Annotated in this window: 21 protein-coding genes; 12 read left to right on the top strand and 9 right to left on the bottom strand. The window is 72.7% G+C overall.

All coding sequences use genetic code 11. From position 1 onward, the window contains the following. Both E6R62_RS33040 and E6R62_RS33035 read right to left on the bottom strand, forming a co-directional pair. Positions 1 to 687, bottom strand: a 687-nt coding sequence (locus tag E6R62_RS33040; protein ID WP_240802037.1) for a hypothetical protein, incomplete at its 3' end; no start/stop codon positions are given. A 67-nt stretch (positions 688 to 754) separates the two neighbouring features. Then, the gene (locus E6R62_RS33035) at positions 755 to 1,366 is read right to left on the bottom strand and encodes a papain-like cysteine protease family protein (protein ID WP_136217174.1); all 612 of its coding nucleotides are present in this window, start codon (positions 1,364 to 1,366) and stop codon (positions 755 to 757) included. Positions 1,367 to 1,599: 233 nt separating this feature from the next. Between E6R62_RS33035 and E6R62_RS33030 the strand changes: the two genes are divergently transcribed. Next, positions 1,600 to 2,538, top strand: a complete 939-nt coding sequence (locus tag E6R62_RS33030) for a hypothetical protein (RefSeq protein ID WP_136217173.1) — start codon at positions 1,600 to 1,602, stop codon at positions 2,536 to 2,538. A gap of 130 nt (positions 2,539 to 2,668) precedes the next feature. Here the strand turns inward: E6R62_RS33030 and E6R62_RS33025 are convergent, their stop codons facing one another. Continuing rightward, positions 2,669 to 3,100: a Rieske (2Fe-2S) protein gene (locus E6R62_RS33025; protein WP_136217172.1), complete on the bottom strand. Its 432-nt coding sequence runs from the start codon at positions 3,098 to 3,100 to the stop codon at positions 2,669 to 2,671. Positions 3,101 to 3,182: 82 nt separating this feature from the next. On the opposite strand from E6R62_RS33025, the gene E6R62_RS33020 reads away from it, so the two are divergent. Both E6R62_RS33020 and E6R62_RS33015 read left to right on the top strand, forming a co-directional pair. After that, entirely contained in the window at positions 3,183 to 4,058 is an 876-nt protein-coding gene (locus tag E6R62_RS33020) for a carbohydrate kinase (RefSeq protein WP_136217171.1), read from the top strand. An 11-nt stretch (positions 4,059 to 4,069) separates the two neighbouring features. Then, the gene (locus E6R62_RS33015) at positions 4,070 to 4,360 is read left to right on the top strand and encodes a hypothetical protein (RefSeq protein WP_136217170.1); all 291 of its coding nucleotides are present in this window, start codon (positions 4,070 to 4,072) and stop codon (positions 4,358 to 4,360) included. Positions 4,361 to 4,580: 220 nt separating this feature from the next. On the opposite strand, the gene uvrA is transcribed toward E6R62_RS33015, so the two are convergent. Further along, positions 4,581 to 7,565 carry an excinuclease ABC subunit UvrA gene (uvrA, locus tag E6R62_RS33010; RefSeq protein ID WP_136217169.1) on the bottom strand — a complete coding sequence of 995 codons (2,985 nt, stop codon included), beginning with the start codon at positions 7,563 to 7,565 and terminating at the stop codon, positions 4,581 to 4,583. A gap of 184 nt (positions 7,566 to 7,749) precedes the next feature. On the opposite strand from uvrA, the gene E6R62_RS33005 reads away from it, so the two are divergent. The 3 genes from E6R62_RS33005 (at position 7,750) to E6R62_RS32995 (ending at position 10,562) form a co-directional block, all read left to right on the top strand. Further along, positions 7,750 to 8,442: a maleylpyruvate isomerase family mycothiol-dependent enzyme gene (locus E6R62_RS33005; RefSeq protein WP_136217168.1), complete on the top strand. Its 693-nt coding sequence runs from the start codon at positions 7,750 to 7,752 to the stop codon at positions 8,440 to 8,442. 9 nt (positions 8,443 to 8,451) lie between these two features. Then, positions 8,452 to 9,108, top strand: coding sequence for an MBL fold metallo-hydrolase (locus E6R62_RS33000; protein ID WP_136217167.1), 657 nt, complete (start codon positions 8,452 to 8,454; stop codon positions 9,106 to 9,108). A 137-nt stretch (positions 9,109 to 9,245) separates the two neighbouring features. Further along, positions 9,246 to 10,562: an MFS transporter gene (locus E6R62_RS32995; RefSeq protein ID WP_136217177.1), complete on the top strand. Its 1,317-nt coding sequence runs from the start codon at positions 9,246 to 9,248 to the stop codon at positions 10,560 to 10,562. Between the two features lie 10 nt (positions 10,563 to 10,572). Here E6R62_RS32995 and E6R62_RS32990 read toward each other — a convergent pair whose 3' ends face one another. The 4 genes from E6R62_RS32990 to uvrB form a co-directional block, all read right to left on the bottom strand. Then, positions 10,573 to 11,556 (bottom strand): TerC/Alx family metal homeostasis membrane protein, encoded by a 984-nt coding sequence (locus E6R62_RS32990; protein WP_136217166.1) that lies wholly within the window; start codon positions 11,554 to 11,556, stop codon positions 10,573 to 10,575. A 281-nt stretch (positions 11,557 to 11,837) separates the two neighbouring features. Continuing rightward, positions 11,838 to 13,757, bottom strand: a complete 1,920-nt coding sequence (locus E6R62_RS32985; RefSeq protein ID WP_136217165.1) for a TerD family protein — start codon at positions 13,755 to 13,757, stop codon at positions 11,838 to 11,840. A 99-nt stretch (positions 13,758 to 13,856) separates the two neighbouring features. Further along, positions 13,857 to 14,435: a TerD family protein gene (locus tag E6R62_RS32980; protein WP_136217164.1), complete on the bottom strand. Its 579-nt coding sequence runs from the start codon at positions 14,433 to 14,435 to the stop codon at positions 13,857 to 13,859. Positions 14,436 to 14,525: 90 nt separating this feature from the next. Beyond that, entirely contained in the window at positions 14,526 to 16,673 is a 2,148-nt protein-coding gene (gene uvrB / locus E6R62_RS32975) for an excinuclease ABC subunit UvrB (RefSeq protein ID WP_136217163.1), read from the bottom strand. Between the two features lie 302 nt (positions 16,674 to 16,975). On the opposite strand from uvrB, the gene E6R62_RS32970 reads away from it, so the two are divergent. The 3 genes from E6R62_RS32970 (at position 16,976) to E6R62_RS32960 (ending at position 20,058) form a co-directional block, all read left to right on the top strand. Further along, the gene (locus E6R62_RS32970; protein WP_136217162.1) at positions 16,976 to 17,890 is read left to right on the top strand and encodes a glycerophosphodiester phosphodiesterase family protein; all 915 of its coding nucleotides are present in this window, start codon (positions 16,976 to 16,978) and stop codon (positions 17,888 to 17,890) included. A 60-nt stretch (positions 17,891 to 17,950) separates the two neighbouring features. Next, positions 17,951 to 18,514 (top strand): methylated-DNA--[protein]-cysteine S-methyltransferase, encoded by a 564-nt coding sequence (locus tag E6R62_RS32965; protein ID WP_136217161.1) that lies wholly within the window; start codon positions 17,951 to 17,953, stop codon positions 18,512 to 18,514. Between the two features lie 245 nt (positions 18,515 to 18,759). Then, on the top strand, positions 18,760 to 20,058 hold the full coding sequence (locus E6R62_RS32960; RefSeq protein ID WP_240802035.1) for an MFS transporter: 1,299 nt from the start codon (positions 18,760 to 18,762) through the stop codon (positions 20,056 to 20,058). A gap of 78 nt (positions 20,059 to 20,136) precedes the next feature. On the opposite strand, the gene E6R62_RS32955 is transcribed toward E6R62_RS32960, so the two are convergent. Beyond that, positions 20,137 to 20,514 carry a cupin domain-containing protein gene (locus tag E6R62_RS32955; RefSeq protein ID WP_136217159.1) on the bottom strand — a complete coding sequence of 126 codons (378 nt, stop codon included), beginning with the start codon at positions 20,512 to 20,514 and terminating at the stop codon, positions 20,137 to 20,139. A 148-nt stretch (positions 20,515 to 20,662) separates the two neighbouring features. Here E6R62_RS32955 and E6R62_RS32950 point away from each other — a divergent pair, with 148 nt between their 5' ends. The 3 genes from E6R62_RS32950 to E6R62_RS32940 are packed head-to-tail and all read left to right on the top strand — an operon-like array spanning position 20,663 to position 22,763. Continuing rightward, on the top strand, positions 20,663 to 21,607 hold the full coding sequence (locus E6R62_RS32950; RefSeq protein ID WP_136217158.1) for a pseudouridine-5'-phosphate glycosidase: 945 nt from the start codon (positions 20,663 to 20,665) through the stop codon (positions 21,605 to 21,607). Continuing rightward, positions 21,604 to 22,560 carry a carbohydrate kinase family protein gene (locus E6R62_RS32945; RefSeq protein ID WP_136217157.1) on the top strand — a complete coding sequence of 319 codons (957 nt, stop codon included), beginning with the start codon at positions 21,604 to 21,606 and terminating at the stop codon, positions 22,558 to 22,560. The genes E6R62_RS32950 and E6R62_RS32945 overlap by 4 nt, the downstream gene beginning before the upstream one ends. Positions 22,561 to 22,583: 23 nt before the next feature. After that, positions 22,584 to 22,763 (top strand): hypothetical protein, encoded by a 180-nt coding sequence (locus E6R62_RS32940; protein WP_136217156.1) that lies wholly within the window; start codon positions 22,584 to 22,586, stop codon positions 22,761 to 22,763. The last annotated feature ends 493 nt before the right edge of the window (positions 22,764 to 23,256 follow it).

Below are 23,256 nucleotides of genomic sequence, written 5' to 3'. Positions count from 1 at the left end.
CAGCGCCCCGGCGGCCCCGGCGACCTCCGCGGACGCACCCGCGGAGCCGGCCGCCGCGCCACCGGTCGGGCCCGCGGCGGAGCCCTCCGCGTACCCCCCGGCTTTGCCGGCCTTCGCGTAGGCCGACCCCGGCAGCTTGTCCCCGTACGCCCGCGCGACCCGCGCCCGGTACGCCGCCAGGCTCGTGCCCCCGGCGCCCACGGCCCGCTCGGCGTCCTCGTCCAGCGGCAGCACCCTCGCGCCCTGGGCCACGTACCACGCGTCGATCTGCGGCTCCCGGAACACCGTCCCGCCCGGCAGCTTCTGCTCCCCGAGCCGCGCGTAGCGGAACTCGTCGTCGCCGGTGGCTATGTTCACCACCTGCCACCCGGCCTCCGTCCGGGCCGTCCACAGCGAGGCCTGTTGGCCGTCCGAGGCGACCGCCTTGCTCGCGAGGAACTCCAACCGGGCGACCGACGCCCCGGCCTTGCCCGCCACGAAGTCCGGCGAGAGGTAGTTCACCAGAATCGCCTCGCCCTCCACCCGCGGCCGCGCGGCGGTCACGGCGACCTTGCCCTCCCGTGCGAAGAACCGGGACAGGGTGGCCAGTGACTCGGGTGCGGCGGCCGCCTGCCCGGCCGCCGCCTTCACCTCGGCGGTCGCGGACTGCGGCTGGGGTACGGGGGCGGCCTGGGCCTGCGGGGACAGCACCAGGCAGGCGGCGGTGGCGAGGACCGCGACGGCGGCGGCGCGCAGCTGGTCGGCGTTCACGCGGTCACGCTCCGATCCGGTAGAGCGAGTGGGTCCAGGAGAAGGTGTCGTTGTCGACGTACCAGGCGTGGGAGGCCCAGTTGTAGCGGTCGTTGGAGGGCCAGGGGTCGCCCCAGTACACCCAGCTGTCGGCGGTGTCGTAGCCGTAGAGGACGTGCATGTGCCCGCCGCCGTTGGACCACTGGATGCGGGTTTCCACCGGGCGGTTGGCGTTGATCTCGGTCTGGACGGTCGAGTACTGGAGCCAGCCGGTCACGTAGGAGCCGGGGTTGATGCCCGCCCAGCGCAGGGCGGTCTGGACGTTGCCCAAGCTGGCCTGGTTGTTGGGGCATTCGGTGCCCTGTTGGCGGTTGAAGGCGGCGTTGCAGAACTGGTTCTGGCTGTAGCCGCGGCCGAACCAGGTGGCGATGGTGTTGCCGGAGGCGGCCCAGCACCAGTTGGTCTTCTGCTGCGCCTGCATCGTGATGTTCAGGCGGTTGTAGGACTGGGTGGACCGGGTGGACAGGGTGGACTGCGTGCCGGCCTCGGCGGCGGTGGCGGTGCCGGCGGGCAGTGCGAACAGAAGGGCCGTGAGGAAGGCGGCGGCCAGGGAAAGCCGCCGGTCGGGGTTGCGCATCGCGTTCCTCCCGTGGGGGGGAGTGGGGATTGGAGGAGCGCGTCCGGACGCTGAGGAGGAGCATCAGGGTGTTGTCGCGCGCAGGTCAACAGGCTTGAATGCGACGTGACATCGCGGTGTGAACGTCGGGACGCCGGTGTGAACGGCGACCGTCCCGTCACCTGGACCACAGAGGTCACCGGCGCGGTCCCCCGCCCCGGCGCCCGTGAACGTTCACAGGAAGGAGCGGCGCCGTGCGGCCGACCGCCGACAGCGACCCGGACCTGCCGCGACTGCTGCGCGCCGGGCCCTTCCACCTGGCGCTGCGCGCCGCGCTGACGGCCCGCGGCCTGCCCCTGCACCGGGTGCAGCACCGGCTCGCCGCCCGGGGCATCAAGGTCGGCGTGACCAGCCTCAGCTACTGGCAGCAGGGAGCCCGCCGCCCACGGCGCCCGGAGTCGCTGAAGGCCGTGGGGGCCCTCGAACAGATCCTGGAGCTGCCCGAGGGAACGTTACTGCGGCTGCTGCCCGCACCCGGGACCGCCGGGCCGGACGCCAACCGGCCGCCCGCCCGCCCGTACCGGGCGCTGGTCGACGCCGGCGCGGCGGTGGACGCCCTGCTGGCCGGCCTGGAACTGCCCGTCGACGGCGGCCTCCACACGGTCGGGCATCACGAGCGGGTGCGCGTCGGCGCGGGCGGCGAGCTGCTGGACCGCGCCTCGCAGCACGTCGTACGGGCCCATCGCGACGGCGTCGACCGCTACCTCGCCGTCCACCACGGCGACCCGGGCTGCGACCCCGAGCGCATGCGCGTCCGCGCGGGCGAGAACTGCCGGACCGGCCGCGTACGGTGGCACCGCGAGGCCGGGGTGATGGTCGCCGAGCTGCTCTTCGACGCCCGGCTGCGCACGGGCGACACCTACCTCTTCGGCTACGGCTTCGAGGACGGCACGGCCGGGCGCTGCACCGAGTACGTACGCGGGTTCACCTACTCCGGCGGCCAGTACGTCCTCCAGGTGCGCTTCGACGAGGCGGCCCTGCCGGTGCGCTGCCGGCGCTTCGCCCGCAGCGGCCCGGGCGCGCCGCGCACCGGCCTGAGCGATCTGACCCCGAGCGGACGACACCGAGCCGTACACCTGGTGGAGGAGACGGTGCGGCGCGGCATCCTCGGCATCGCCTGGGACTGGGACTGAGCCGGGACCGGGCCTGGGAACCGACCCGGGACCCGGCCTGAGCCGGGATCGGGCCGCTTCATGAGGCGACCCCGGCGGGACGACCCCGACCGCCGGACGCCCCGACCCCGACCCCGACCCCCGCCGCCGCTCAGCCGGCGATGAGCTTGCCGCCCTCCGCCTTGACGGGCACGGCGGCCAGCGGGTCGGCGGCCGGTCCGCGCAGCACCTTGCCGGTGGCCACGTCGAAGCGGCTGCCGTGGCAGGGGCAGTTGCCCTGCCCTTCCTCGATCTTGTCCAGGATGCAGCCCGCGTGCGTGCACTGGGCGCTGAACGCCTTGTACCGGCCCTCCGCCGGGCAGCTGACGACGAGCTTCTGCTCCCGGTACAGCTTCGCGCCCCCGACCGGGACGTCGGTCGCCGCGCCGAGCTCGACCGGCCCGCCCGGCACGGCCGGGGACCCCGCCGCTCCGCCCGCCTCGGTGGAGCAGGCCGCGAGGGTCAGCCCGGCTCCGGCTGCGCCGGCGAGGGCGGCCGCGCCCTTGAGCACGGTACGGCGGGCGGCTGACTGTGACGCGGACATGCGGTGCTCCTGGTGTCGTGGGGCCGGCGGCCGGCCGGGCCCACCCGACGATACCGCCGCCCGATGGGGTACTTTCCCCCGCGTGATCGTCGTCGGCGGAGAAGCCCTGATCGACCTGGTGCCCCTCGCGGACCCGCCGGGAGCCCTCGTGCCCCGGCCGGGCGGCGGGCCGTACAACACCGCGCTGGCGCTCGGACGGCTCGGGGAGCGGGTCGCCTTCTGCTCCAGGGTCTCGACCGACGGCTTCGGCGAGAGCCTGCTGGCCGGGCTGCGAACCGCCGGGGTGGACCTCTCGCTGGTCCGGCGCGGGCCCGAGCCGACCACCCTGGCCGTGCCCTCCCTGACGCCCGACGGCTCGGCGGAGTACCACTTCTACGTCGAGGGCACCGCCGACCGGCTGTTCGCCCTGCCGCCGGAGCTCCCCTCCGACGCACGGGCCCTGGCGCTCGGGACCTGTTCGTTGGTGCTGGAGCCGGGGGCGAGCGCGTATGAGGCCCTGCTGCGCCGGGAATCCGGGCGCGGGCTGCTCACCCTGCTCGATCCCAACATCCGCCCGGCGCTGATCGCGGACCCGGACGCCTACCGGGAGCGCTTCCTGCGCATGCTGCCGTACGTGTCCGTGTTGAAGCTGTCGGAGGAGGACGCGGCCTGGCTCGGCGGCCGGGTCGACCACTGGCTCGCGGCCGGGCCCTCGGCGGTGGTGCTGACCCGGGGCGCCGCGGGGCTGACCGTACGGACGCGGGAGGGCGCGGAGCACACGGTGGCGGCCCGCCCCGTGACCGTGGCCGACACCATCGGCGCGGGCGACACCGTCAACGCGGCGCTGCTGCACCGCCTGGTGGGCCCCGGCGGGCCGGTGGACTGGCCGGAAGCACTGGCCTACGCCGCCCACGCGGCGGCGCTGACCTGTACCCGGGCGGGCGCGGAACCCCCGTACGCGGCGGAGCTCGGCCGATAGCCGCCCAGAGGGTGCCGGCCACGGCGGAGGCCGAACTCCTCGACGGGCCGCACCACCTCCTCGCCCGAGAAGTGCCGGAAGAAGGCCCGCTGGAAGCAGGCACCGAGCAGCAGCGCGGCGGCGGCCTCCGGAGCGGCGTCCGGGCGCAGCCGCCCCCGCTCGCCCTCCCGGCGCAGGTGCCCGGCCAGGGCGTCACGGATGACGTGGGGCCCGGTGCCGATCTGCCGGACGCCTCGCGGTGGCGGGTCAGCAGTGCGGGCTCGGCGAAGAGCGAGGCGGCCATCGGCATGGCGTCGGCGTAGAAGAGCGAGGCGTGGCGGGCGATGGAAACGACGCCCTCCTGGCCTGCCTGAACGATCCGTCCGCCTTCTGCCGACCGGTGGGCGTGGCCGCCTGACCCGCGCCGGTCAGCGTGGGCGCCCCGCCCGGAGCCGGCGGCCCGCGAGTACGGAGCGGGCGCGCGCGGGGAGGAGGCGGGCAAGGCGAGGGCGGACGGGGGTTCGACCCCCGCCCGCCCGCGCGTCAGGCCTTGCGGGCCCGTGCCGCCTTCTTCGGCGCGGCGACGGTCTTGGCCGCGGTCTTGGCAGGGGCCTTGGCCGCGGCCGTCTTCTTCGCCGCGGCCCGCTTCCGGGCCGGCGCGGCGACCGGGGCCGCGTCCGAGATACGGTCCGCTCCCAGGATGTCCCGCAGGAACTTGCCCGTGTGGCTGGCCCCGACCGAGGCGACCTGCTCCGGCGTCCCCTCGGCGACGACGAGACCGCCGCCGTAACCACCCTCGGGGCCCATGTCGACGACCCAGTCGGCGGTCTTGATCACATCGAGGTTGTGCTCGATGACGATCACCGAGTTCCCCTTGTCCACCAACCCCGACAGCACCTTGATGAGCTTCGAGATGTCCTCGAAGTGCAGGCCGGTCGTCGGCTCGTCCAGCACGTACACCGTCCGACCCGTCGACCGCTTCTGCAGCTCAGACGCCAGCTTCACACGCTGCGCCTCGCCACCCGACAGGGTCGGGGCCGACTGGCCGAGCCGGACGTACCCGAGGCCCACCTCGTTCAGCGTCCGCAGATGCCGTGCGATCGTCGGCACCGCCTCGAAGAACTCCAGCGCCTCCTCGATCGGCATGTTCAGGACCTCGGCGATGGACTTGCCCTTGTAGTGGACCTCCAGCGTCTCCCGGTTGTACCGGTCGCCGTGGCACACCTCGCACGGGACGTAGACGTCCGGCAGGAAGTTCATCTCGATCTTGATCGTGCCGTCGCCGGAGCAGTTCTCGCACCGGCCGCCCTTGACGTTGAAGGAGAAGCGGCCCGGCAGGTAGCCGCGGACCTTCGCCTCCATCGTCTCCGCGAACAGCCTGCGGACGTGGTCGAAGACACCCGTGTACGTCGCCGGGTTGGACCGCGGCGTCCGCCCGATCGGCGACTGGTCGACATGCACGACCTTGTCGACCAGGTCGTCGCCCTCCACGCGGGTGTGCCGGCCCGGCACCGACCGGGCGCCGTTCAGCTCGCGCGCCAGGTGCGTGTAGAGGATGTCGTTGACCAGGGTCGACTTGCCGGAGCCGGAGACACCGGTCACGGCCGTGAGCACGCCCAGCGGGAAGGACACGTCGATGTCCCGCAGGTTGTTCTCCTTGGCGCCGTGGACGGTCAGTTTCCGCTCCCCGTTCACGGGACGGCGCACGTCCGGCAGCGGAATGGACCGCTTGCCCGACAGGTACTGCCCCGTCATCGACTCGCCGTTCTTCAACAGGTCCTTGAGCGAGCCGCTGTGCACCACCTTGCCGCCGTGCTCGCCCGCGCCCGGACCGATGTCCACGACCCAGTCGGCCACCTTGATGGTGTCCTCGTCGTGCTCGACCACGATCAGGGTGTTGCCCATGTCCCGCAGCCGTACGAGGGTCTCGATCAGGCGGTGGTTGTCCCGCTGGTGCAGGCCGATGGAGGGCTCGTCCAGCACGTACAGCACGCCGACCAGACCGGAGCCGATCTGGGTGGCCAGCCGGATGCGCTGGGCCTCGCCGCCGGACAGGGTGCCCGCGGCGCGGTTCAGCGACAGGTAGTCCAGGCCCACGTCCACGAGGAAGCGGAGCCGCTCGTTGACCTCCTTGAGGACCCGCTCGGCGATCTTCTTGCCGCGGGCGTCGAGCCGCAGCTGCCCCAGGAAGTCGGCGCACTCGCTGATCGACATCGCGGCGACGTCGGCGATGGACTTCTCCATCACCGTCACCGCGAGCACGATCGGCTTGAGCCGGGTGCCCTCACAGGTCGGGCAGGGCACCTCCCGCATGTAGCCCTCGAAGCGCTCGCGGCTCGCGTCGCTCTCGGACTCCGCGTGCCGGCGCTTGACGAACGGCACGGCGCCCTCGAAAGCGGTCGTGTACGCCCGCTCGCGCCCGTACCGATTGCGGTAGCGGACCTCGATCTGCGTGCGGTGGCCGTACAACAGGGCCTTCTTGGCGCGCTGCGGCAGCCCGGCCCAGGGAATGTCCGTACGGAAGCCCAGCTCGCCCGCGAGCGCGCCGATCAGCCGCTGGAAGTAGTCCTTGGTGTGACCGAGCGACCACGGGGAGACCGCGCCCTCGTCAAGGGACTTGTCCTCGTCCGGGACGATCAGGTCCGGGTCCACCTCCATGCGCGTGCCGATGCCCGTGCACTCGGGGCAGGCGCCGAACGGCGAGTTGAAGGAGAAGGAGCGCGGCTCCAGCTCCTCGAAGGACAGGTCGTCGTAAGGGCAGTAGAGGTGCTCGGAGAACATCCGCTCACGCTCGGGGTCATCCTCGGCGAGGTCGACGAAGTCCAGGATCACCATGCCGCCGGACAGGCCGAGGGCCGTCTCCACGGAGTCCGTGAGCCGGCGCTTGGCGGAGTCCTTCACGGTGAGGCGGTCGACGACCACCTCGATCGTGTGCTTCTCCTGCTTCTTGAGCGTGGGCGGCTCGGAGAGCTGGATCGTCGTCCCGTCCACCCGGGCCCGGCTGTACCCCTTGGTCTGGAGGTCGGCGAAGAGGTCCACGAACTCGCCCTTGCGCTCGCGCACCAGCGGCGAGAGCACCTGGAAGCGGCTGCCCTCGGGCAGCGCGAGCACCTTGTCCACGATCGCCTGCGGCGACTGGCGCGAGATCGGCCGACGGCACTCGGGGCAGTGCGGCTTGCCGATGCGGGCGAACAGCAGGCGCAGGTAGTCGTAGACCTCGGTGATCGTGCCGACGGTGGAGCGCGGGTTGCGCGAGGTGGACTTCTGGTCGATGGAGACGGCCGGGGAGAGGCCCTCGATGAAGTCGACGTCGGGCTTGTCCATCTGCCCGAGGAACTGGCGGGCGTACGAGGAGAGCGACTCGACGTAACGGCGCTGACCCTCGGCGAAGATCGTGTCGAAGGCCAGGGAGGACTTGCCCGACCCGGAGAGTCCGGTGAAGACGATGAGGGAGTCGCGGGGCAGGTCGAGCGAGACGTTCTTCAGGTTGTGCTCGCGAGCGCCACGAACGATGAGACGGTCGGTCACGCCGGTCCGCACCTTTCTTGAGAGAGCGGGGGACGGGCCCCCGTCCCAGGGTATGGGGGGCGCGTTTGCGATGGAGTGGTGCTTGACTTCCGAGCGTATAGCACGCGCATTCGATTTATGGCACGCGTAGGGCGGCTTCACCCGATCGTGTGGCCGACGCCTCGCGCGCACTAGGCTCGGCTTTATGACTGATCATGTGCACGACCTGCGATCCGTACGCGCAGCCACGGAACGGCTGCTGACCGCGGTCGCGAAACTGGACAACGCCGCCTTGGCCGAGGGGTCACACCTGCCGGGCTGGAGCCGCGGTCACGTACTGGCCCACCTCGCCCGCAACGCCGACGCTCTCGTCAACGTCCTGGAGGGGCGACCGATGTACGTGAGCGCCGAGGCCCGCGACGCGGACATCGAGCGTGATTCCGTCCGGCCCCTGGTGCAACAGTTGGAGGACGTCCGTCATTCCGCGGACCGCTTCGAGGCCGTCGGGGAGTCCGCGCAGGACTGGTCGCGGACGGTCGAGCTCCGGGGCGGTGTGACCGACGTCGCCGCCAACGTGCCGTTCCGCCGGCTCGTGGAGGTGGAGCTGCACCACGTGGACCTGAACGTCGGCTACGGCCTCGCCGACCTGCCCGAGGAGTTCGCGCGCCGCGAGATCGCCTTCCTCGCCGACCGCTGGGCGGGCCGCCCGGAGGTGCCCCCGGTCACCCTCAGGGCGCGGCACGACGACCGCGTCTGGCACACCGGGTCCGCCGAGGGCCAGCCCGTGACCCTGACCGGGCCGACGGCCGAACTCCTGGCCTGGCTCGCGGGCCGGGAATCCAAGGGCGCCGGCCTGACCGTCGACGGCGGGGCCCTGCCCGCCCTCCCCCCGCTCTAGGATCGGGTCATGACGTACAGCGGAGCGGTCAAGGTCGGCGGTCCTGCCGACGTGCACGAACTCGCGGACCTGATGATTTCCAAGGTCGCGGTGGGCGAGATGAACAACAACGCCTACCTGCTGCGCTGCCGGGCCACCGGCGAGCAGCTGCTGATCGACGCGGCGGCCGAGGCGGACACGCTGCTGCACCTGATCGGGGACGACGGCATCGCCTCCGTCCTCACCACCCACCGCCACGGCGACCACTGGGGCGCGCTCCAGGCCGTGGTCGAGGCGACCGGCGCGCGGACGTACGCGGGCGAGCACGACGCCGAGGGGATTCCGGTCCCGACCGACGTCCTGGTCGCGGACGGCGACACGGTCACGGTGGGTCGGGTCACTCTGACCGCCCGCCACCTGGTCGGCCACACCCCCGGTTCGATCGCCCTGATCTACGACGACCCGCACGGTCACCCGCACGTGTTCACCGGCGACTGCCTCTTCCCGGGCGGCGTCGGCAACACCTGGGGCGACCCGAAGGCCTTCGCCCGGCTGCTCGACGACGTGGAGGAGAAGCTCTTCGCGCGGCTGCCGGACGAGACCTGGGTCTACCCGGGGCACGGCAACGACACCTCGCTCGGCGCCGAGCGGCCGCACCTGGCCGAGTGGCGCGAGCGCGGCTGGTAGTACCGGTGACGCCGGTCAACACGGCGCACCCGGGCACTCCTTCCGGTCGATCATGACCGAACGCACGCCCTGAGGTCCCGGGGCGGGGTACTTGCCGCACCATGCAACAACACCCCTCCCCGGGCCACTCCCCCTCGATGCCGCGACTCGCCCTGGCCTCGCTCGCCGGGACCGCCATCGAGTTCTACGACTTCTTCGTCTACGGCACGGCCGCCGCTCTGGTGCTCGGCCCGCTCTTCTTCCCGTCGTTCTCGCCACTCGCCGGGACGCTCGCCGCCTTCGGCACCTTCGGCATCGGCTTCCTCGCCCGCCCCCTCGGATCCGCCCTCTTCGGCCACATCGGCGACCGTCACGGGCGCCGTCCGGTGCTGCTCGGCTCGCTCCTGCTCACCGGTCTGGCCACGGTGGCGGTCGGCTGCGTGCCCTCCTACGCCACGATCGGCACGGCCGCGCCCGTCCTGCTCCTCGTGCTGCGCTTCCTGCAAGGGCTCGGCCTGGGCGGCGAGTGGGGCGGCGCGGTCCTGCTGACCGCCGAGCACGCGCCCGAGGACCGGCGCGGCTTGTGGTCGAGCTTCCCGCAGCTGGGGCCGCCGGTGGGTTTCCTCCTGGCCAACGGGTTGATCCTGGCGCTGTCGGCCGCCCTGACGGACGCACAGTTCGCTTCCTGGGGCTGGCGGGTGCCGTTCTGGGCCGCCGGACTGCCGGCGTTGGCCGGCCTGTGGCTGCGCCGGTCGGTGGAGGAGACGCCGCACTTCCGGGCGCTCGCGGAGACGGGGCGGCGCTCGCGAGCCCCGCTCACCGATGTGGTGCGCGGCCACTGGCGGTTGCTCCTGCTCACCGGCGGGGCCCTGGCCTCGGGTTACGCCGTCTTCTACGCGACCACCACCTGGTCCCTGGCGTACGCGACGACGCGTCTCGGCGTGGACCGCACGGTCATGCTCGCCTGCGTCATGACGGCCGTCGTGCTCAAGGGCGCGCTGACCCCCTGGCTGGCGGTGCTGGGCGACCGCCACGGCCGCAAGCCGCTGTGCCTGATCGGCTGCGCGATCTGCGCGGTGTGGATGCCGCCCTTCATCGTGCTGCTGTGCACCACCGATCCACTGCTGATGACACTGGGGTTCCTGGGGGGCCTGGTGGGCATGGTGACCACCTTCGCGGTGGTGGGGGCGTACCTGCCCGAGCTGTACGCCCCGCGCGTGCGGTGCACCGGGGCGGCCGTCGGCTACAACCTGGGCGGCGTGCTGGGCGGGGCCCTGACCCCGATCGTGGCGACCACGCTCGCGGACGGCGCGGGTCCGCCGTGGGGCGTGGCCCTGTACCTCAGCGGTATGGCCCTGCTCAGCCTGGCCTGCTTCGCGCTCCTGCCGGAGACGAACCCCACTCTCGCGGGGCCCGGGGCCGGCCCGGACCCGGGCACGGCGAAGGGGGCGGCCGAAGCGGCCGCCCCCGCGTAGGCGCCGGGGATCAGGCGTCGACGCTCTGCGGGCGGTCGGCCTCCTCGGCGGCCGCCTGCTTCCCGGACGCCACCAGGCTGGTGACGGTCGTGACGATCAGGACGCCGCAGATGACGCCCAGGGAGACCGGGATGGAGATCTGCGGGACGTGCACCCCGGTCTCGTGCAGCGCGTGCAGCACGAGCTTGACGCCGATGAAGCCGAGGATGACCGACAGGCCGTAGCTGAGGTGGACCAGCTTCTTGAGCAGGCCGCCGATGAGGAAGTACAGCTGGCGCAGACCCATCAGGGCGAAGGCGTTGGCCGTGAAGACGATGTACGGGTCCTGGGTGAGGCCGAAGATCGCGGGGATCGAGTCCAGGGCGAACAGCACGTCCGTGGTGCCGATGGCGAGCATGACGACCATCAACGGGGTCAGGACGCGCTTGCCGTTGCCGCGGATGAAGAGCTTGGTGCCGTGGTACCGGTCGGCGACGCCGAACTTCTTCTCGACGGACTTGAGGAGGCGGTTCTCCTCGAACTCCTCCTCCTCTTCGTCCTTGCGCGCCTCCTGGATCAGCTTCCAGGCGGTGTAGATCAGGAAGGCGCCGAAGAGGAAGAACACCCACGAGAAGCTCGCGATGATCGCCGCGCCCGCGGCGATGAAGACCGCGCGGAGCACCAGGGCGATCAGCACGCCGACCAGCAGGACGCGCTGCTGGAGGTGGGACGGTACGGCGAACTTCGCCATGATCAGGACGAAGACGAAGAGGTTGTCGACGCTCAGGGACTTCTCGGTGACGAAGCCCGCGAAGAACTCCTGGGAGGCCTGGCCGTTGCCGAAGAGCAGCAGGCCCAGGCCGAAGAGCACGGCGAGGACGATCCAGACGACCGTCCAGACACCGGCCTCCTTGATCGATACGTCATGCGGTTTGCGGCCGATCAGGAAGTCGGCGCCGATGAGGATGCCCAGACCGACGATGGTCAGCACCCAGAGGGTCAATGAAACGTCCATGTGTCCACGCCTCCGGCGGATGGCTCAGCACTGTGTCAGCGTCATCGCTGCCGGAGGTCTCTTCCACCCGGGCGGCCTGGAGGCCGGGGGCCGGCGCCCCGGGACCGACCGCGGTCGTATGACCGGGTGGGGTCCGTATTGACGGGCACGCCGTAGCAGGAAAGCAGGAATACTCCCCTCCGCGGTTCTCACAGTAGCCGCCGGAGGGGGTGAAGGTAAAGAGAAGACCAAAGAAAGGTCAGTGAAGGGTCACTCAGAGGTCATGGGAGCGCCGGGCCGCCTCACGGTCGGGCGCCGCGACGGGCTCGCGTGATCCGCTCCAGCGCCCGGTCGACCACCGCGCTGTGCTGCGGGGGCAGGTCCGGTTCGAAGGTCCAGGCGTGGTGCACCCAGGGGTCGGCCAGGTGGTGGTCGGGTACGGGCGACAGGCGCATCAGCGCCCGCCACAGCGGGTCGAGCAGCGGCCCGTACGCCGAGGCCTCGTCCCGGTCGGCCACCATCAGCAGGTGGACGCCGACCGCCGGCCCCTCGTCGGCCAGGTAGCGCAGCCGGGTGACGGCGCGGTCGTCGAAGCCGTGCGGGAAGTCGTGGACGATCAGCAGGTGGTCGGCCGGGTCGACGTCCGGGGGCAGCTCCTCGGGGGCGCCCGCGCGCACCGCCATCTGTACGAGGTCCACCCGTCGGGTCAGCCGCTCCAGGGTGGCGGTGACGCCCTCCGCCCCGGTGGCGGGCGGGGCGGCCAGTACGCCCGACCGCACGAGGGGCGCCAGCGCGGCGGCCCCGGCCCCGGCCGCGTCGATGACGTGGACGCAGTACCGGCCGCCCGGGTGGACGGCGAGCAGCCGCACCGCGTGTGCCACGGCCATGTCCATCGCGAGGCGGCGCAGCCGGTCGGTGTCCATGGTCATGGCGGCCTCGGAGCCGGTGCGGCCGTTGTCGATCCACAGGCCGCGCTCCAGCGGGAGCCGCATCAGCATCGGTACGCGCAGGCCCGGCGCCTCCGGCAGGCTCAGGTCGCCGAGACGCAGCGCGAGTGGGACTTCGTGGGGTACGTCCGTGCCGTGCCAGACGGGGTTGTCCCAGCGGGCGTAGGCGGTCGGCAGCGCGGGTTCGACGACCTCGGATTCCGCGCGCAGTTGGGCGAGGTCCCGGTCCAGGACTGCCCGGGCCCGGGCGACGAGTTCGTCGCGACGCTCGCGGGCGGCGTCGCGCGCCGCGTCGCCGGGGCCGGCGAGGCGGCCGCGGGGGTCGGAGAGGGCCTCGTCGAGTTCCCGGTCGAGTCGGGAGTCGGCGAAGTCGACGGCGCCGCGGTAGGCGGCCACCGTGCGGGCCAGGTCCTCGAACATGCCCCAGACCTGGTTGTAGAGCCGCTCCTCCATGGACCAGCCGCTCGCGTCCCCGGCGACGGGGCGCGGCGGTGTCCCGGGCTCCCCGGGCGGATCGGCGGTGGGCGCCGGCTCGGGCGGCTCGGTGGTGGTGCGGCGGCGGCGCGGGTGGGCGTAGTCGATGGTCGTCGGCCCGGGGGCGTCACCGGGCCGGGTGTCGCCGGCCTGGGCCTCGCCGGGCCGGGTCTGGCCGGCCTGGGGCTCGCCGGGCAGGAGGCGCGCGGCGGTGGGCGCCGCCGTCACGGCCACCTGGAGGGCGGCGTCCTCCTCCCGGGGGGCCTCACCCAGAGCCGCCGCGGCCAGTGCGGTGGCGGTCGTACCGGCCAGTCCGGCGTCGGCGAGCAGGGCTTCCAGCCCGTCGGCGTAGCCCTGGCCGACGGCGCGGACCTTCCAGGCGCCCTGTCTGCGGTACAGCTCCAGGGCCACCACGGCGGTCTCGGAGTCCAGCCCGGTCACCGTGTAGGCGGCGACCTCGACGCCGTCCGCGCCGGCCACGACCACGTGCGGTGCCGGGACCGCGCCGAAGCGCGCGGGTCCCCCGCGCGGCAGCGCGAGCACCAGACGGACCCGGTGGACCGCGGCCCCGACGGCGTCGAGGTCCAGGGGGAACCGGTGCCGGTCGGCCGACGCCCCCGGCACCTCCAGCCCGGGCAGGGCGCGGGTGCCCGGGTGGGCCAGCGCTTCGGGGCCGGGCATCCGACCCTCGTCGTCACCGGTCGAGACCAGGGCCAGGACGGGCGTATCCGCCGTGACCCCGATCTCCACCCGGTGTCGGGACAGGGGGTGGTTCTGCCCCCGGACCAGTTCGGCCGTCATCGTGCAGCCCTCCCCCGTGCCCTCTGTGCTGTTGGTCGTCCGCGCCCGCCGGGCGCCGTTCCCCACCGGTGCCACTGCCCGGCGTGACTGTGACTGCGACTACAGGTGCGGCAGGATCGCCGGCATCAGGTCCTGGAAGGTCCGGCCGTTCGCCGGGGTCCCCAGGGCCGTCATCTGCCAGCCGGCGCCGACGCGCGACACCTTCGCCATGATCTGCGCGGTGTACGCGCCTCCGCCGTCGAGGGTGTAACGGGCCAGTTCCTGGCCGTTGGTCTCGTCGACGATGCGGCAGAAGGCGTTCTGCACCTCCTGGAAGGTCTGCCCGGTGAAGGAGTTCACCGTGAAGACGATCTGGTCGATGTGCACGGGCACGCGCTGGAGGTCGACCAGGATCGCCTCGTCGTCCCCTCCCTGGCCGACACCGCCGACGAGGTTGTCACCGGTGTGCCGCACGGAGCCGTCGTCGCTCTGCAGGTGCCGGAAGAACACCACGTCCACCGGCTGCTTGTCGGCGAAGAGCACCGCCGACGCGTCCAGGTCGATCTCGCGGGTCCGCGAGCCGAACAGCCCGCGCCGCTTGGCCGCCTGCCAGCCGAGGCCCATCCGGACCGCGGTCAGGGTGCCCCCGTCCTGCTTCTGCAGACTGATGGCCTGACCCTTGGTCATGTTGACCGTCACGCGATGTCCCCTCTCCTCTACCCACCCCGACGAGGGCCCGCGGCACGTACCCGCGGCTGCCCGTGGCCCACCCTACTGACCTGCCCCGGGTCAGGCGAGGCCCGCTTCCCTCATCTGGCGAAGCTCCTTCTTCAGCTCGCCCACCTCGTCCCGGATCCGGGCCGCGACCTCGAACTGGAGCTCGGCCGCCGCCGCCCTCATCCGCTGCGTCATCTCCTCGATGAGCGCGGCCAGTTCCGCGGCCGGACGGTCGGTCAGCGGCTCGGCCGTCTTGGCCCCCTTGGCGCCCTTCGCCTTGGCCGCCTTTCCACCGGCCGCCGCGCCCAGGGCCGGGACCGGCGTCTTCGCGCCCTTGCCGTCCCGCGCCTGGCGGTAGCCGGTGCCGAGCAGCTGTTCGGTGTCGAGCTCCTCGCGCGCGATGGTGGCCACGATGTCGTTGATCTTCTTGCGCAGCGGCTGCGGGTCGATGCCGTTGGCCGTGTTGTAGGCGATCTGCTTCTCGCGGCGCCGGTTCGTCTCCTCGATGGCCTTCTCCATCGCCGGGGTCATCTTGTCCGCGTACATGTGGACCTGACCCGAGACGTTGCGCGCCGCGCGGCCGATGGTCTGGATCAGGGAGGTCCCCGAGCGGAGGAAGCCCTCCTTGTCGGCGTCGAGGATGGCGACCAGCGACACCTCGGGCAGGTCGAGGCCCTCGCGCAGCAGGTTGATGCCGACCAGCACGTCGTACTCACCCGCGCGCAGCTCGCGCAGCAGTTCGATGCGGCGCAGCGTGTCGACGTCGCTGTGCAGGTAGCGGACCTGGATGCCGAGCTCCAGGAAGTAGTCGGTCAGGTCCTCGGCCATCTTCTTGGTGAGGGTGGTGACCAGGACGCGTTCGTCCTTCTCCGTCCGCTGACGGATCTCGTGCACCAGGTCGTCGATCTGGCCCTCCGTCGGCTTGACCACCACTTCGGGGTCGATGAGGCCGGTGGGGCGGATGATCTGCTCGACGAAGCCGTCGCCGCGCGAGAGCTCGTACTTGCCGGGGGTCGCCGACAGGTACACCGTCTGGCCGATCCGCTCCTGGAACTCCTCCCACTTCAGCGGCCGGTTGTCCAGGGCCGACGGCAGCCGGAACCCGTGGTCCACCAGCGTCCGCTTGCGAGAGGCGTCCCCCTCGTACATCGCGCCGATCTGGGGCACGGTGACGTGGGACTCGTCGATGACGAGGAGGAAGTCCTCGGGGAAGTAGTCGATGAGGGTGTTGGGGGCGGAGCCGGGGGCGCGGTCGTCCATGTGGAGGGAGTAGTTCTCGATGCCGGAGCAGGAGCCGATCTGGCGCATCATCTCCAGGTCGTAGGTGGTGCGCATGCGCAGCCGCTGCGCCTCCAGCAGCTTGCCCTGCTTCTCCAGCTCGGCGAGCCGCTCCGTCAGCTCCGTCTCGATGCCGACGATCGCCTTCTCCATGCGCTCGGGGCCGGCGACGTAGTGGCTGGCGGGGAAGACGTACAACTCGCGGTCCTCGCTGATGACCTCGCCGGTCAGCGGGTGCAGGGTGGAGAGCGCCTCGATCTCGTCACCGAACATTTCGATGCGGACGGCGAGTTCCTCGTACACCGGGAAGATCTCGATGGTGTCGCCGCGCACCCTGAAGGTGCCGCGGGTGAAGGCGAGGTCGTTGCGGGTGTACTGGATGTCGACGAAGCGGCGCAGCAGCTGGTCCCGGTCGATCTCCTCGCCGACCTTGAGGGCGACCATCCGGTCGACGTACTCCTGTGGGGTGCCGAGGCCGTAGATGCAGGACACGGACGCGACGACGATCACGTCCCGCCGGGTCAGCAGCGAGTTCGTCGCGGAGTGGCGCAGCCGCTCCACCTCCTCGTTGATCGAGGAGTCCTTCTCGATGTACGTGTCCGACTGCGGTACGTACGCCTCGGGCTGGTAGTAGTCGTAGTACGAGACGAAGTACTCGACGGCGTTGTTCGGCAGCAGCTCGCGGAACTCGTTCGCCAGCTGGGCGGCGAGGGTCTTGTTCGGTGCCATCACCAGGGTGGGGCGCTGGAGCCGCTCGATCATCCAGGCGGTGGTCGCCGACTTGCCGGTGCCGGTCGCGCCCAGGAGTACGACGTCCTTCTCACCCGCACGGATGCGCTTCTCCAGCTCGGCGATGGCCGCCGGCTGGTCGCCGCTGGGCTGGTAGGGGCTGACGACCTCGAAAGGCGCCACCGTGCGTTCGATCTTCGATACGGGCCGCATGACTCCACCGTACGACCCTCCACTGACACTCACGCACCCGCGCCGGTCGGCGGCCCCCCGCGACGGCGCCCCGGCCGTTCGCCGTACCCGTCCGGTAGGCGGCGGCCTGGTCCGTTTGTCGTAGTTCGGTGGCGGCCCGGTGATCTTCACGCCCATGATCGCCATACAGCGGATCTCCATGGGGCAGATCTCCGTGAAGTGCATCGCCGTCAACTGCATAGCCGTGAAGTGCATCGCCGCAACGTCTGCCGCTTCGCGCCTGTTTGAGGCAGGGGCAGGGGCTCACGACCCGAGGAGAACGCATGTACGTCGTCCGACCCGCCGCCGCGGCCGCGGCCGCCTTCCTGGGCCTGACCCTCACCGTGCTCGGCACGACGGTCTCGTCCGCCGCCGGCCCCGCGGGCCGTCCCGCCTCGGGCAAGGGCCCGTTCGGCTCGCCCGCCCCCGTCGTGTACGCCCACCGGGGGGCTTCGGCGTACGCCCCGGAGAACACCCTGGAGTCGATCGACCTCGCCATGCGGCTCGGCGCGACCTGGGTCGAGAACGACGTCCAGCGCACCAAGGACGGCGAACTCGTGGTCGTCCACGACGACAGTCTGGCCCGCACCACCAATGTCGAGCAGGTGTTCCCAGATCGCAAGCCGTGGCTCGTCAAGGACTTCACGGCGGCGGAGATCGCCAGGCTGGACGCGGGGAGCTGGTTCAGCGAGGAGTACGCGGGCGCCCGCGTACCGACCCTGCGCAGCTACATGAACCGGGTCCAGCGCAACCGGCAGCGGCTGCTGCTGGAGATCAAGAAGCCGGAGCTCTACCCGGGGATCGAGCGGCAGACCCTGGACCTGCTGGAGGGGCTCGGCTGGCTCGACGAGGCGCACGTGGACCGCCGGCTGGTGGTGCAGAGCTTCAGCGCCGACTCCATCCGGATCGTGCACGACCTGCGTCCGGACATCGTGACGGCCTTCCTGGGCACCCCCAAGGTCGCCGACCTGCCGCGCTACGCCGCGTTCACCGACCGGATCAACCCGTGGCACACGACGATCTCGGCCGACTGGGTCGCGGCCGTGCACCGCCTCCGCGGCGCGCACGGCAAGGCCATGGAGGTGGACACCTGGATCGTGGACGACGCGGCGACCGCCCGCAAGGTCCGGGGCATGGGAGTGGACGGGATCATCACCAACGCGCCCGACGTGGTGCGGGACGCGGTGGGCTGGTTCTGATCCGGGCGGCCCGGTTCGACGCCGGGCCGGGATGTCGGTGGCGGGCCGTACGGTGGACGCGTGGACAGCTCCGAGCGGCCCCGCGGGCCGCATCTCGAATGGTCCGTCGTCGACGGTGGCGTCGGACCCCTCCTCCTTGCCGCGACCCCGGAGGGTTTGGTCCGGGTCGGGTTCCACGCCGGGCCGGACCGGGTCGACCGGATGATCGGCTCGCTGGTCTCCCGGCTGGGCGCGGACGCCTGGCGGCCGGAAGCGGGCGGCGAGGTGCTGCTCGCCGAGCCGATACGCCAGGTGAAGGCGTACTTCGCGGGTTCGCTGCGGCGCTTCGAGCTGCCGCTGGACTGGCGGCTCAGCTCCGGCTTCAACCGCCAGGTGCTGCTGGAGCTCGACCGCTCGGTGCCCTACGGTCAGGTCGTCGGGTACGGGGAGCTTGCCGCCCGCGTCGGACAGCCGGGCGCGGCCCAGGCGGTGGGCAACGCCATGGGGTCCAATCCGTTGCCGGTGGTCGTCCCCTGCCACCGGGTCGTGGAGAACGACGGCGGCATCGGCGGCTTCGGGGGCGGGGTGGAGGCCAAGCGCGTCCTGCTCGCACTGGAGGGGGTGCTGCCCGAACCGCTGTTCTGAGCGGCGCACGGGGACGTGCGCGGCGGGGCGAGCGGGGGCCCGCGACGAAGAGGGGCGCCCCGGCCGTCGCATCTTGGGGCGCTGCCGCTCACAGGGGGGTGCGCGGGCCCGGGTGTCACCGCCGCCTACCGGCTTCCGCCATGCGGTAAGGGGTGGGAAACTCCGGCGGTGACTACTTCTGCCGCCGCGCGCGGTCACCTCGCCGCCTACACCCGCGTGCCGCTCCCCCGAGGGGGGTGCCGGGCGTGACGGCGCCCACCGGTGCCCGGCGCACCGTCGCGCCGGTCACGGCCGCGGAGCTGCCCCGGTTGCGGCGACGGATCACCGCGGTGCTGATCGCCAGTCAGATGCTGGGTGGTCTGGGCGTGCCCATCAGCATCGCCCTGGCCCCGGTCCTGGCCACCGAGGTCAGCGGTACGGAGTCCCTGTCCGGCTTCGCCTCCACCGCCTCCGTGATCGGCACCGCCCTGGTCTCGCTGCCGCTCGCCGCCTTCATGACGGCCCGGGGGCGCAGGGCCGGGCTGGTCCTGGCCTACGGGATCGGTGCCTGCGGGGCCCTCCTCGTGGTGCTCGCCGCCTCGGTCGGGAACTTCCCGCTGCTGATGCTGGGCATGGCCTGCTTCGGCGCGGCCTCCTCCGCCAACCTCCAGGCCCGCTTCGCCGCCGCGGACCTCGCGGCGCCCGACCGTCGCGCGCGGGCGATCTCCGTGGTCGTCTGGGCCTCCACGATCGGGGCGGTCGCCGGGCCGAACCTCTCCGCCCCGGCCGCCGCCGGCTTCGCCGGCACCTCCATACCCCAGACGGCGGGCCCCTTCCTGTGGGCCGCCGTCGTCTTCGTCCTCACCGGCACGCTGCTGGCCGTCTTCCTGCGGCCCGACCCGCTGCTGACGGCGCGTGCGCTGTCGGCGCCGGCGGCGCAGCCCGCGGCGGGTCGCTCGCTGCGCGCCGGGTTCGCCGCCGTGAAGGCCTCGCCCCGGGCCCGTCTGGCCCTGCTCACCGTCGCGGTGTCCCACACCACCATGGTGTCGATCATGGTGATGACCCCGATGGACCTCGGTCACCACGGCGCCGGACTGAAGCTGGTGGGCCTCGTCATCAGCGGCCACATCGCCGGTATGTTCGCCTTCTCGCCGGTCATGGGGTGGCTCGCGGACCGGCTCGGACGGCTGTCCGTCATCGGCCTCGGGGCCGGGCTGCTGTGCCTCGCCGCGCTGCTGGCGGGTACGGCGGGCGATCGGCACGGCCAGAGCGCGCTCGGGCTGTTCCTGCTCGGGCTGGGCTGGTCGGCCGGGATGGTGTCCGGCTCGGCGCTGCTGACCGACTCGGTGCCGCAGGGCGCGCGGGCCGCCGTACAGGGCCTGAGCGACCTCACGATGAACACCGCCGCGGGCGTCGGGGGCGCCGTGGCCGGGCTGGTGATGTCCCAGGCCGGCTACGGCTGGCTGAACGCGATCGGCGCCGCGCTGCTGCTGCCGATGGCGGCGCTCGCGCTGTTCACCTCCCGCCGGTACCCCGGGGCGGTCCGGGCGGGGGCGGACGGGTAGACCCCGCGCGGGACGGGCGGGTGGTGCGGCGGGGGCCGTTGCCGTGGGGCAGGGCGCCGTCACGTGTGGCGCGGGGGTTCAGCAGTTGATGTGGTAGGCCTTGCGCAGCGTCTCGTGGACGGTCCAGGTCGTCTTGTCGCCCTCGCGGAGCACGCAGGCGGAGCCGGGGCCCACTTCCAGGGTCGTCCCGCCCTCGACCTCGATGGTGGCGCGACCGCTCACGACCACGAAGAGCTCGTCCGCCTCGGTGTCCGTGACCACGCCGGGGGTGATCTGCCAGATCCCGCGGATCTGCGAACCGTCCTCGGCCTCCCACAGCACCTTGCCGGTCACGACCGGTTCTCCCGAGACGATCCGGTCCGGGTCCAGCTCCTCGACCTCCAGTTCGACGTCCGGGAAGTCCGGCACGGAGACGGCGAAGGAGGCGGTGCGGGCGCTGTGCTCACTGCTGCTCATGGGGCGCAAGCCTAGGGCCGGCCCCACGCCCGCGGGGTGGCCAGAGCGTCGATCCGGGACGCTCGGAACGCGTCATCCTGTCCAGGCTGTCGGCACGGGCGCGGGGCCCGGCGTTTGGGGGCGGCGATCCCGTGCCATGGATGGGGACATGTCACAGCACAGAGCAGCTGCATCCCCGTCCGGGGTACCGGTCCTGTCGGAAGAGGTGCGCGACGCGCTGGCCGAGGGGCGGCCGGTGGTCGCACTGGAGTCGACGATCATCGCCCACGGCCTGCCCCGCCCGCGCAATCTGGCGGTGGGCCTGGAGCTGGAGGCCTTGGTGCGTACGGAAGGCGCGGTCCCGGCGACGGTCGCGGTCCTGGACGGAGTGGCGTACGCGGGCCTCGACAAGGCCGCGCTGGAGCGGATCGCGGGCGGCGACGGCGTGCGCAAACTCGGCCACCGGGACCTGGCGCCCGCTCTGGCGACGGGCGCCACGGGGGCGACGACCGTCTCCGCGACGGCCTTCCTGGCCGCGCGCGCGGGGCTGCGGGTCTTCGCCACGGGCGGGCTGGGCGGCGTACACCGGGACTGGACGCGTAGCCAGGACGAGTCGGCGGACCTGTCGTTGCTGGCACGCACGCGTCTGACGGTGGTGTGCGCGGGGGTGAAGTCGATCCTGGACGTCCCGGCCACCCTGGAGCGGCTGGAGACCCTGGGCGTCGGGGTGCTCGGGTACGGGACGGACCGCTTCCCCGGTTTCTACCTGGCCAGTTCCGGGGAGCCGGTGGACTGGACGGTGCACAGCCCGGAAGAGGTGGCCCGGGTGATGGCCGCCCAGGACGCCCTCGGCGGGACGGAGTCCGCACTGCTGGTGGCCAATCCGGTCGCGGAGGCGGAACAGTTGGATCCGGAACTGCACGACCGCGTGCTGGCCGAGGCGCTCGCCGAGTGCCGGAAGCGGGGGCTCACGGGGCAGGCGGTTACCCCGTTCCTGCTGGGATTCCTGGTGCGCGAGACGGGTGGGGCGTCGTTGGAGGCGAACCTGGCCGCGGTGCGGGGCAACGTGCGACTCGGCGCGCGGATCGCACGGGCGTGGGCGGCGCGGGCATGACCGGGGCGTTACTGGTCGTCGGGGACGTGGTGACGGACGTGGTGGCGGTACATCCGCAGCCGCTGGCCCCGGCCACCGACACGGCGGCGCGCATCCGGACCCTGCCCGGCGGAGCGGGGGCCAACGCGGCTTGCTGGGCCGCCCGTACGGGTACTGCGGAGGTGCGCCTCCTCGCGCGGGTGGGCGCGGAATCGGCGCGCTGGCACGAGCGGGCGCTGGTCGACGCCGGGGTGCGGCCGAGGCTGGTGATCGACCCCGAGGAGCCGACGGGGACGGTGGTGGTGCTCGTCGGCGAGGACGCGGAGCGCACGTTCCTGACCGACAGCGGGGCCTCGCTGCGCCTGTCCCCCGCCGACTGGGCGCCCGCCCTGCTGGACGGGGCCGCGCACCTGCACTTGTCGGGGTACCTGTTCTTCGCCGACTCCAGCCGGGAGCTGGCCCTGGTCGCCCTGCGGGAGGCACGCGCCCGGGGGATTCCGGTGAGCGTGGACCCGGCCTCGGCGGGCTTCCTCGCCACGCTGGGTCCGGAGCGCTTCCTGGCCGCCGTGGCGGGGGTGGACGTACTCCTGCCCAACGAGAACGAGGCCGCCCTGCTGGCCGGCCTGCCGGGGTCGGCCGGGGTGGCGCTCGCGGCGGCGGAACTGAGCCGGCGGATACCGCTGGTGGTGGTCACCCGGGGGGCGGCGGGGGCGCTGGTCGCCGAAGCGGGTCGGATCACCGCCGAGGTGGGGGCGGAGGCGGCCGAGGCGGTGGACTCCACGGGCGCGGGGGACGCCTTCACCGGGGGCTTCCTGGCGGCCCGGCTGGCGGGCGCCGGCCCGGCGGATGCCGCCCGCGCGGGCTGCCGCGCCGCCGCCTTGGCGGTCACCCGGCCGGGCGGCCGGCCCGCCGCTCACGCCGTGTACTCCTCCTGGCCGAGCGTGTCGACGGCTCCCGACTTGCCCACGTTGTAGTGGAACACCAGGCCCTTGTCCGGGTGGGCGACGAGCCGGTGCTGAGCTCGTGGAGGGTGATCGGCCTGCACACCGAGCTCGCGACGATCGGGGTGAGCGCGGTGATCTTGGCGTCCTCGGCCATCGGGATGAAGCTCTCGTCGCCGACCGTCTCGAAGTGGGCGGCGCCGCCGGGCCGGGGCAACCCCAGTGGTCGTGCCTGACGATCAGGCCGGAGAAGCCGCCTTCGGGGGTGTAGCGGTAGACGGCGACCTCGTCCGGCGGGCTCGGCGCCTTGGAGGCGCGGCCGGGCACGGGGGCCGACGGCTTGGGTTTGCCGGGCGCGGTGGCGGACGGGGAGGCGGCGGCCGGTGTCGCCTTCGCCGTGGGCTTCACCGGGGAGGGCAGCGCACCGCCGACCGGGGCCGAGGGCGGGGCGGGCGTCGCGCTGGGCGTGCTGCCCGGCGTCGAAGCGGCGGCTCCCGCTTCGGTGTCACCGTTGCAGCCCGTCAGGGCCAGGCTCGCGGACAGGGCCGGCGCGGCCAGTGCCGCCGGCCTTCGGACATCTGCTCATCGCGGTCTCCCTCTGCCAAGGCGCCGTACGGGGCGGCCGTCGAAGCGTCCCCGGCAAGCCGGCCCGCGATCGTCGGCCATCACGATGGCCTGTTCCGGTTCGCCACCGGGCGGGGACGGGGTTGTTGCGGAGTGGGGACGTCC

The sequence above is a fragment of the Streptomyces sp. A1136 genome (genome assembly GCF_004795055.1).
In the GTDB taxonomy this organism is placed as follows: domain Bacteria; phylum Actinomycetota; class Actinomycetes; order Streptomycetales; family Streptomycetaceae; genus Streptomyces.
This window is presented reverse-complemented; position numbering and strand designations above follow the sequence as displayed.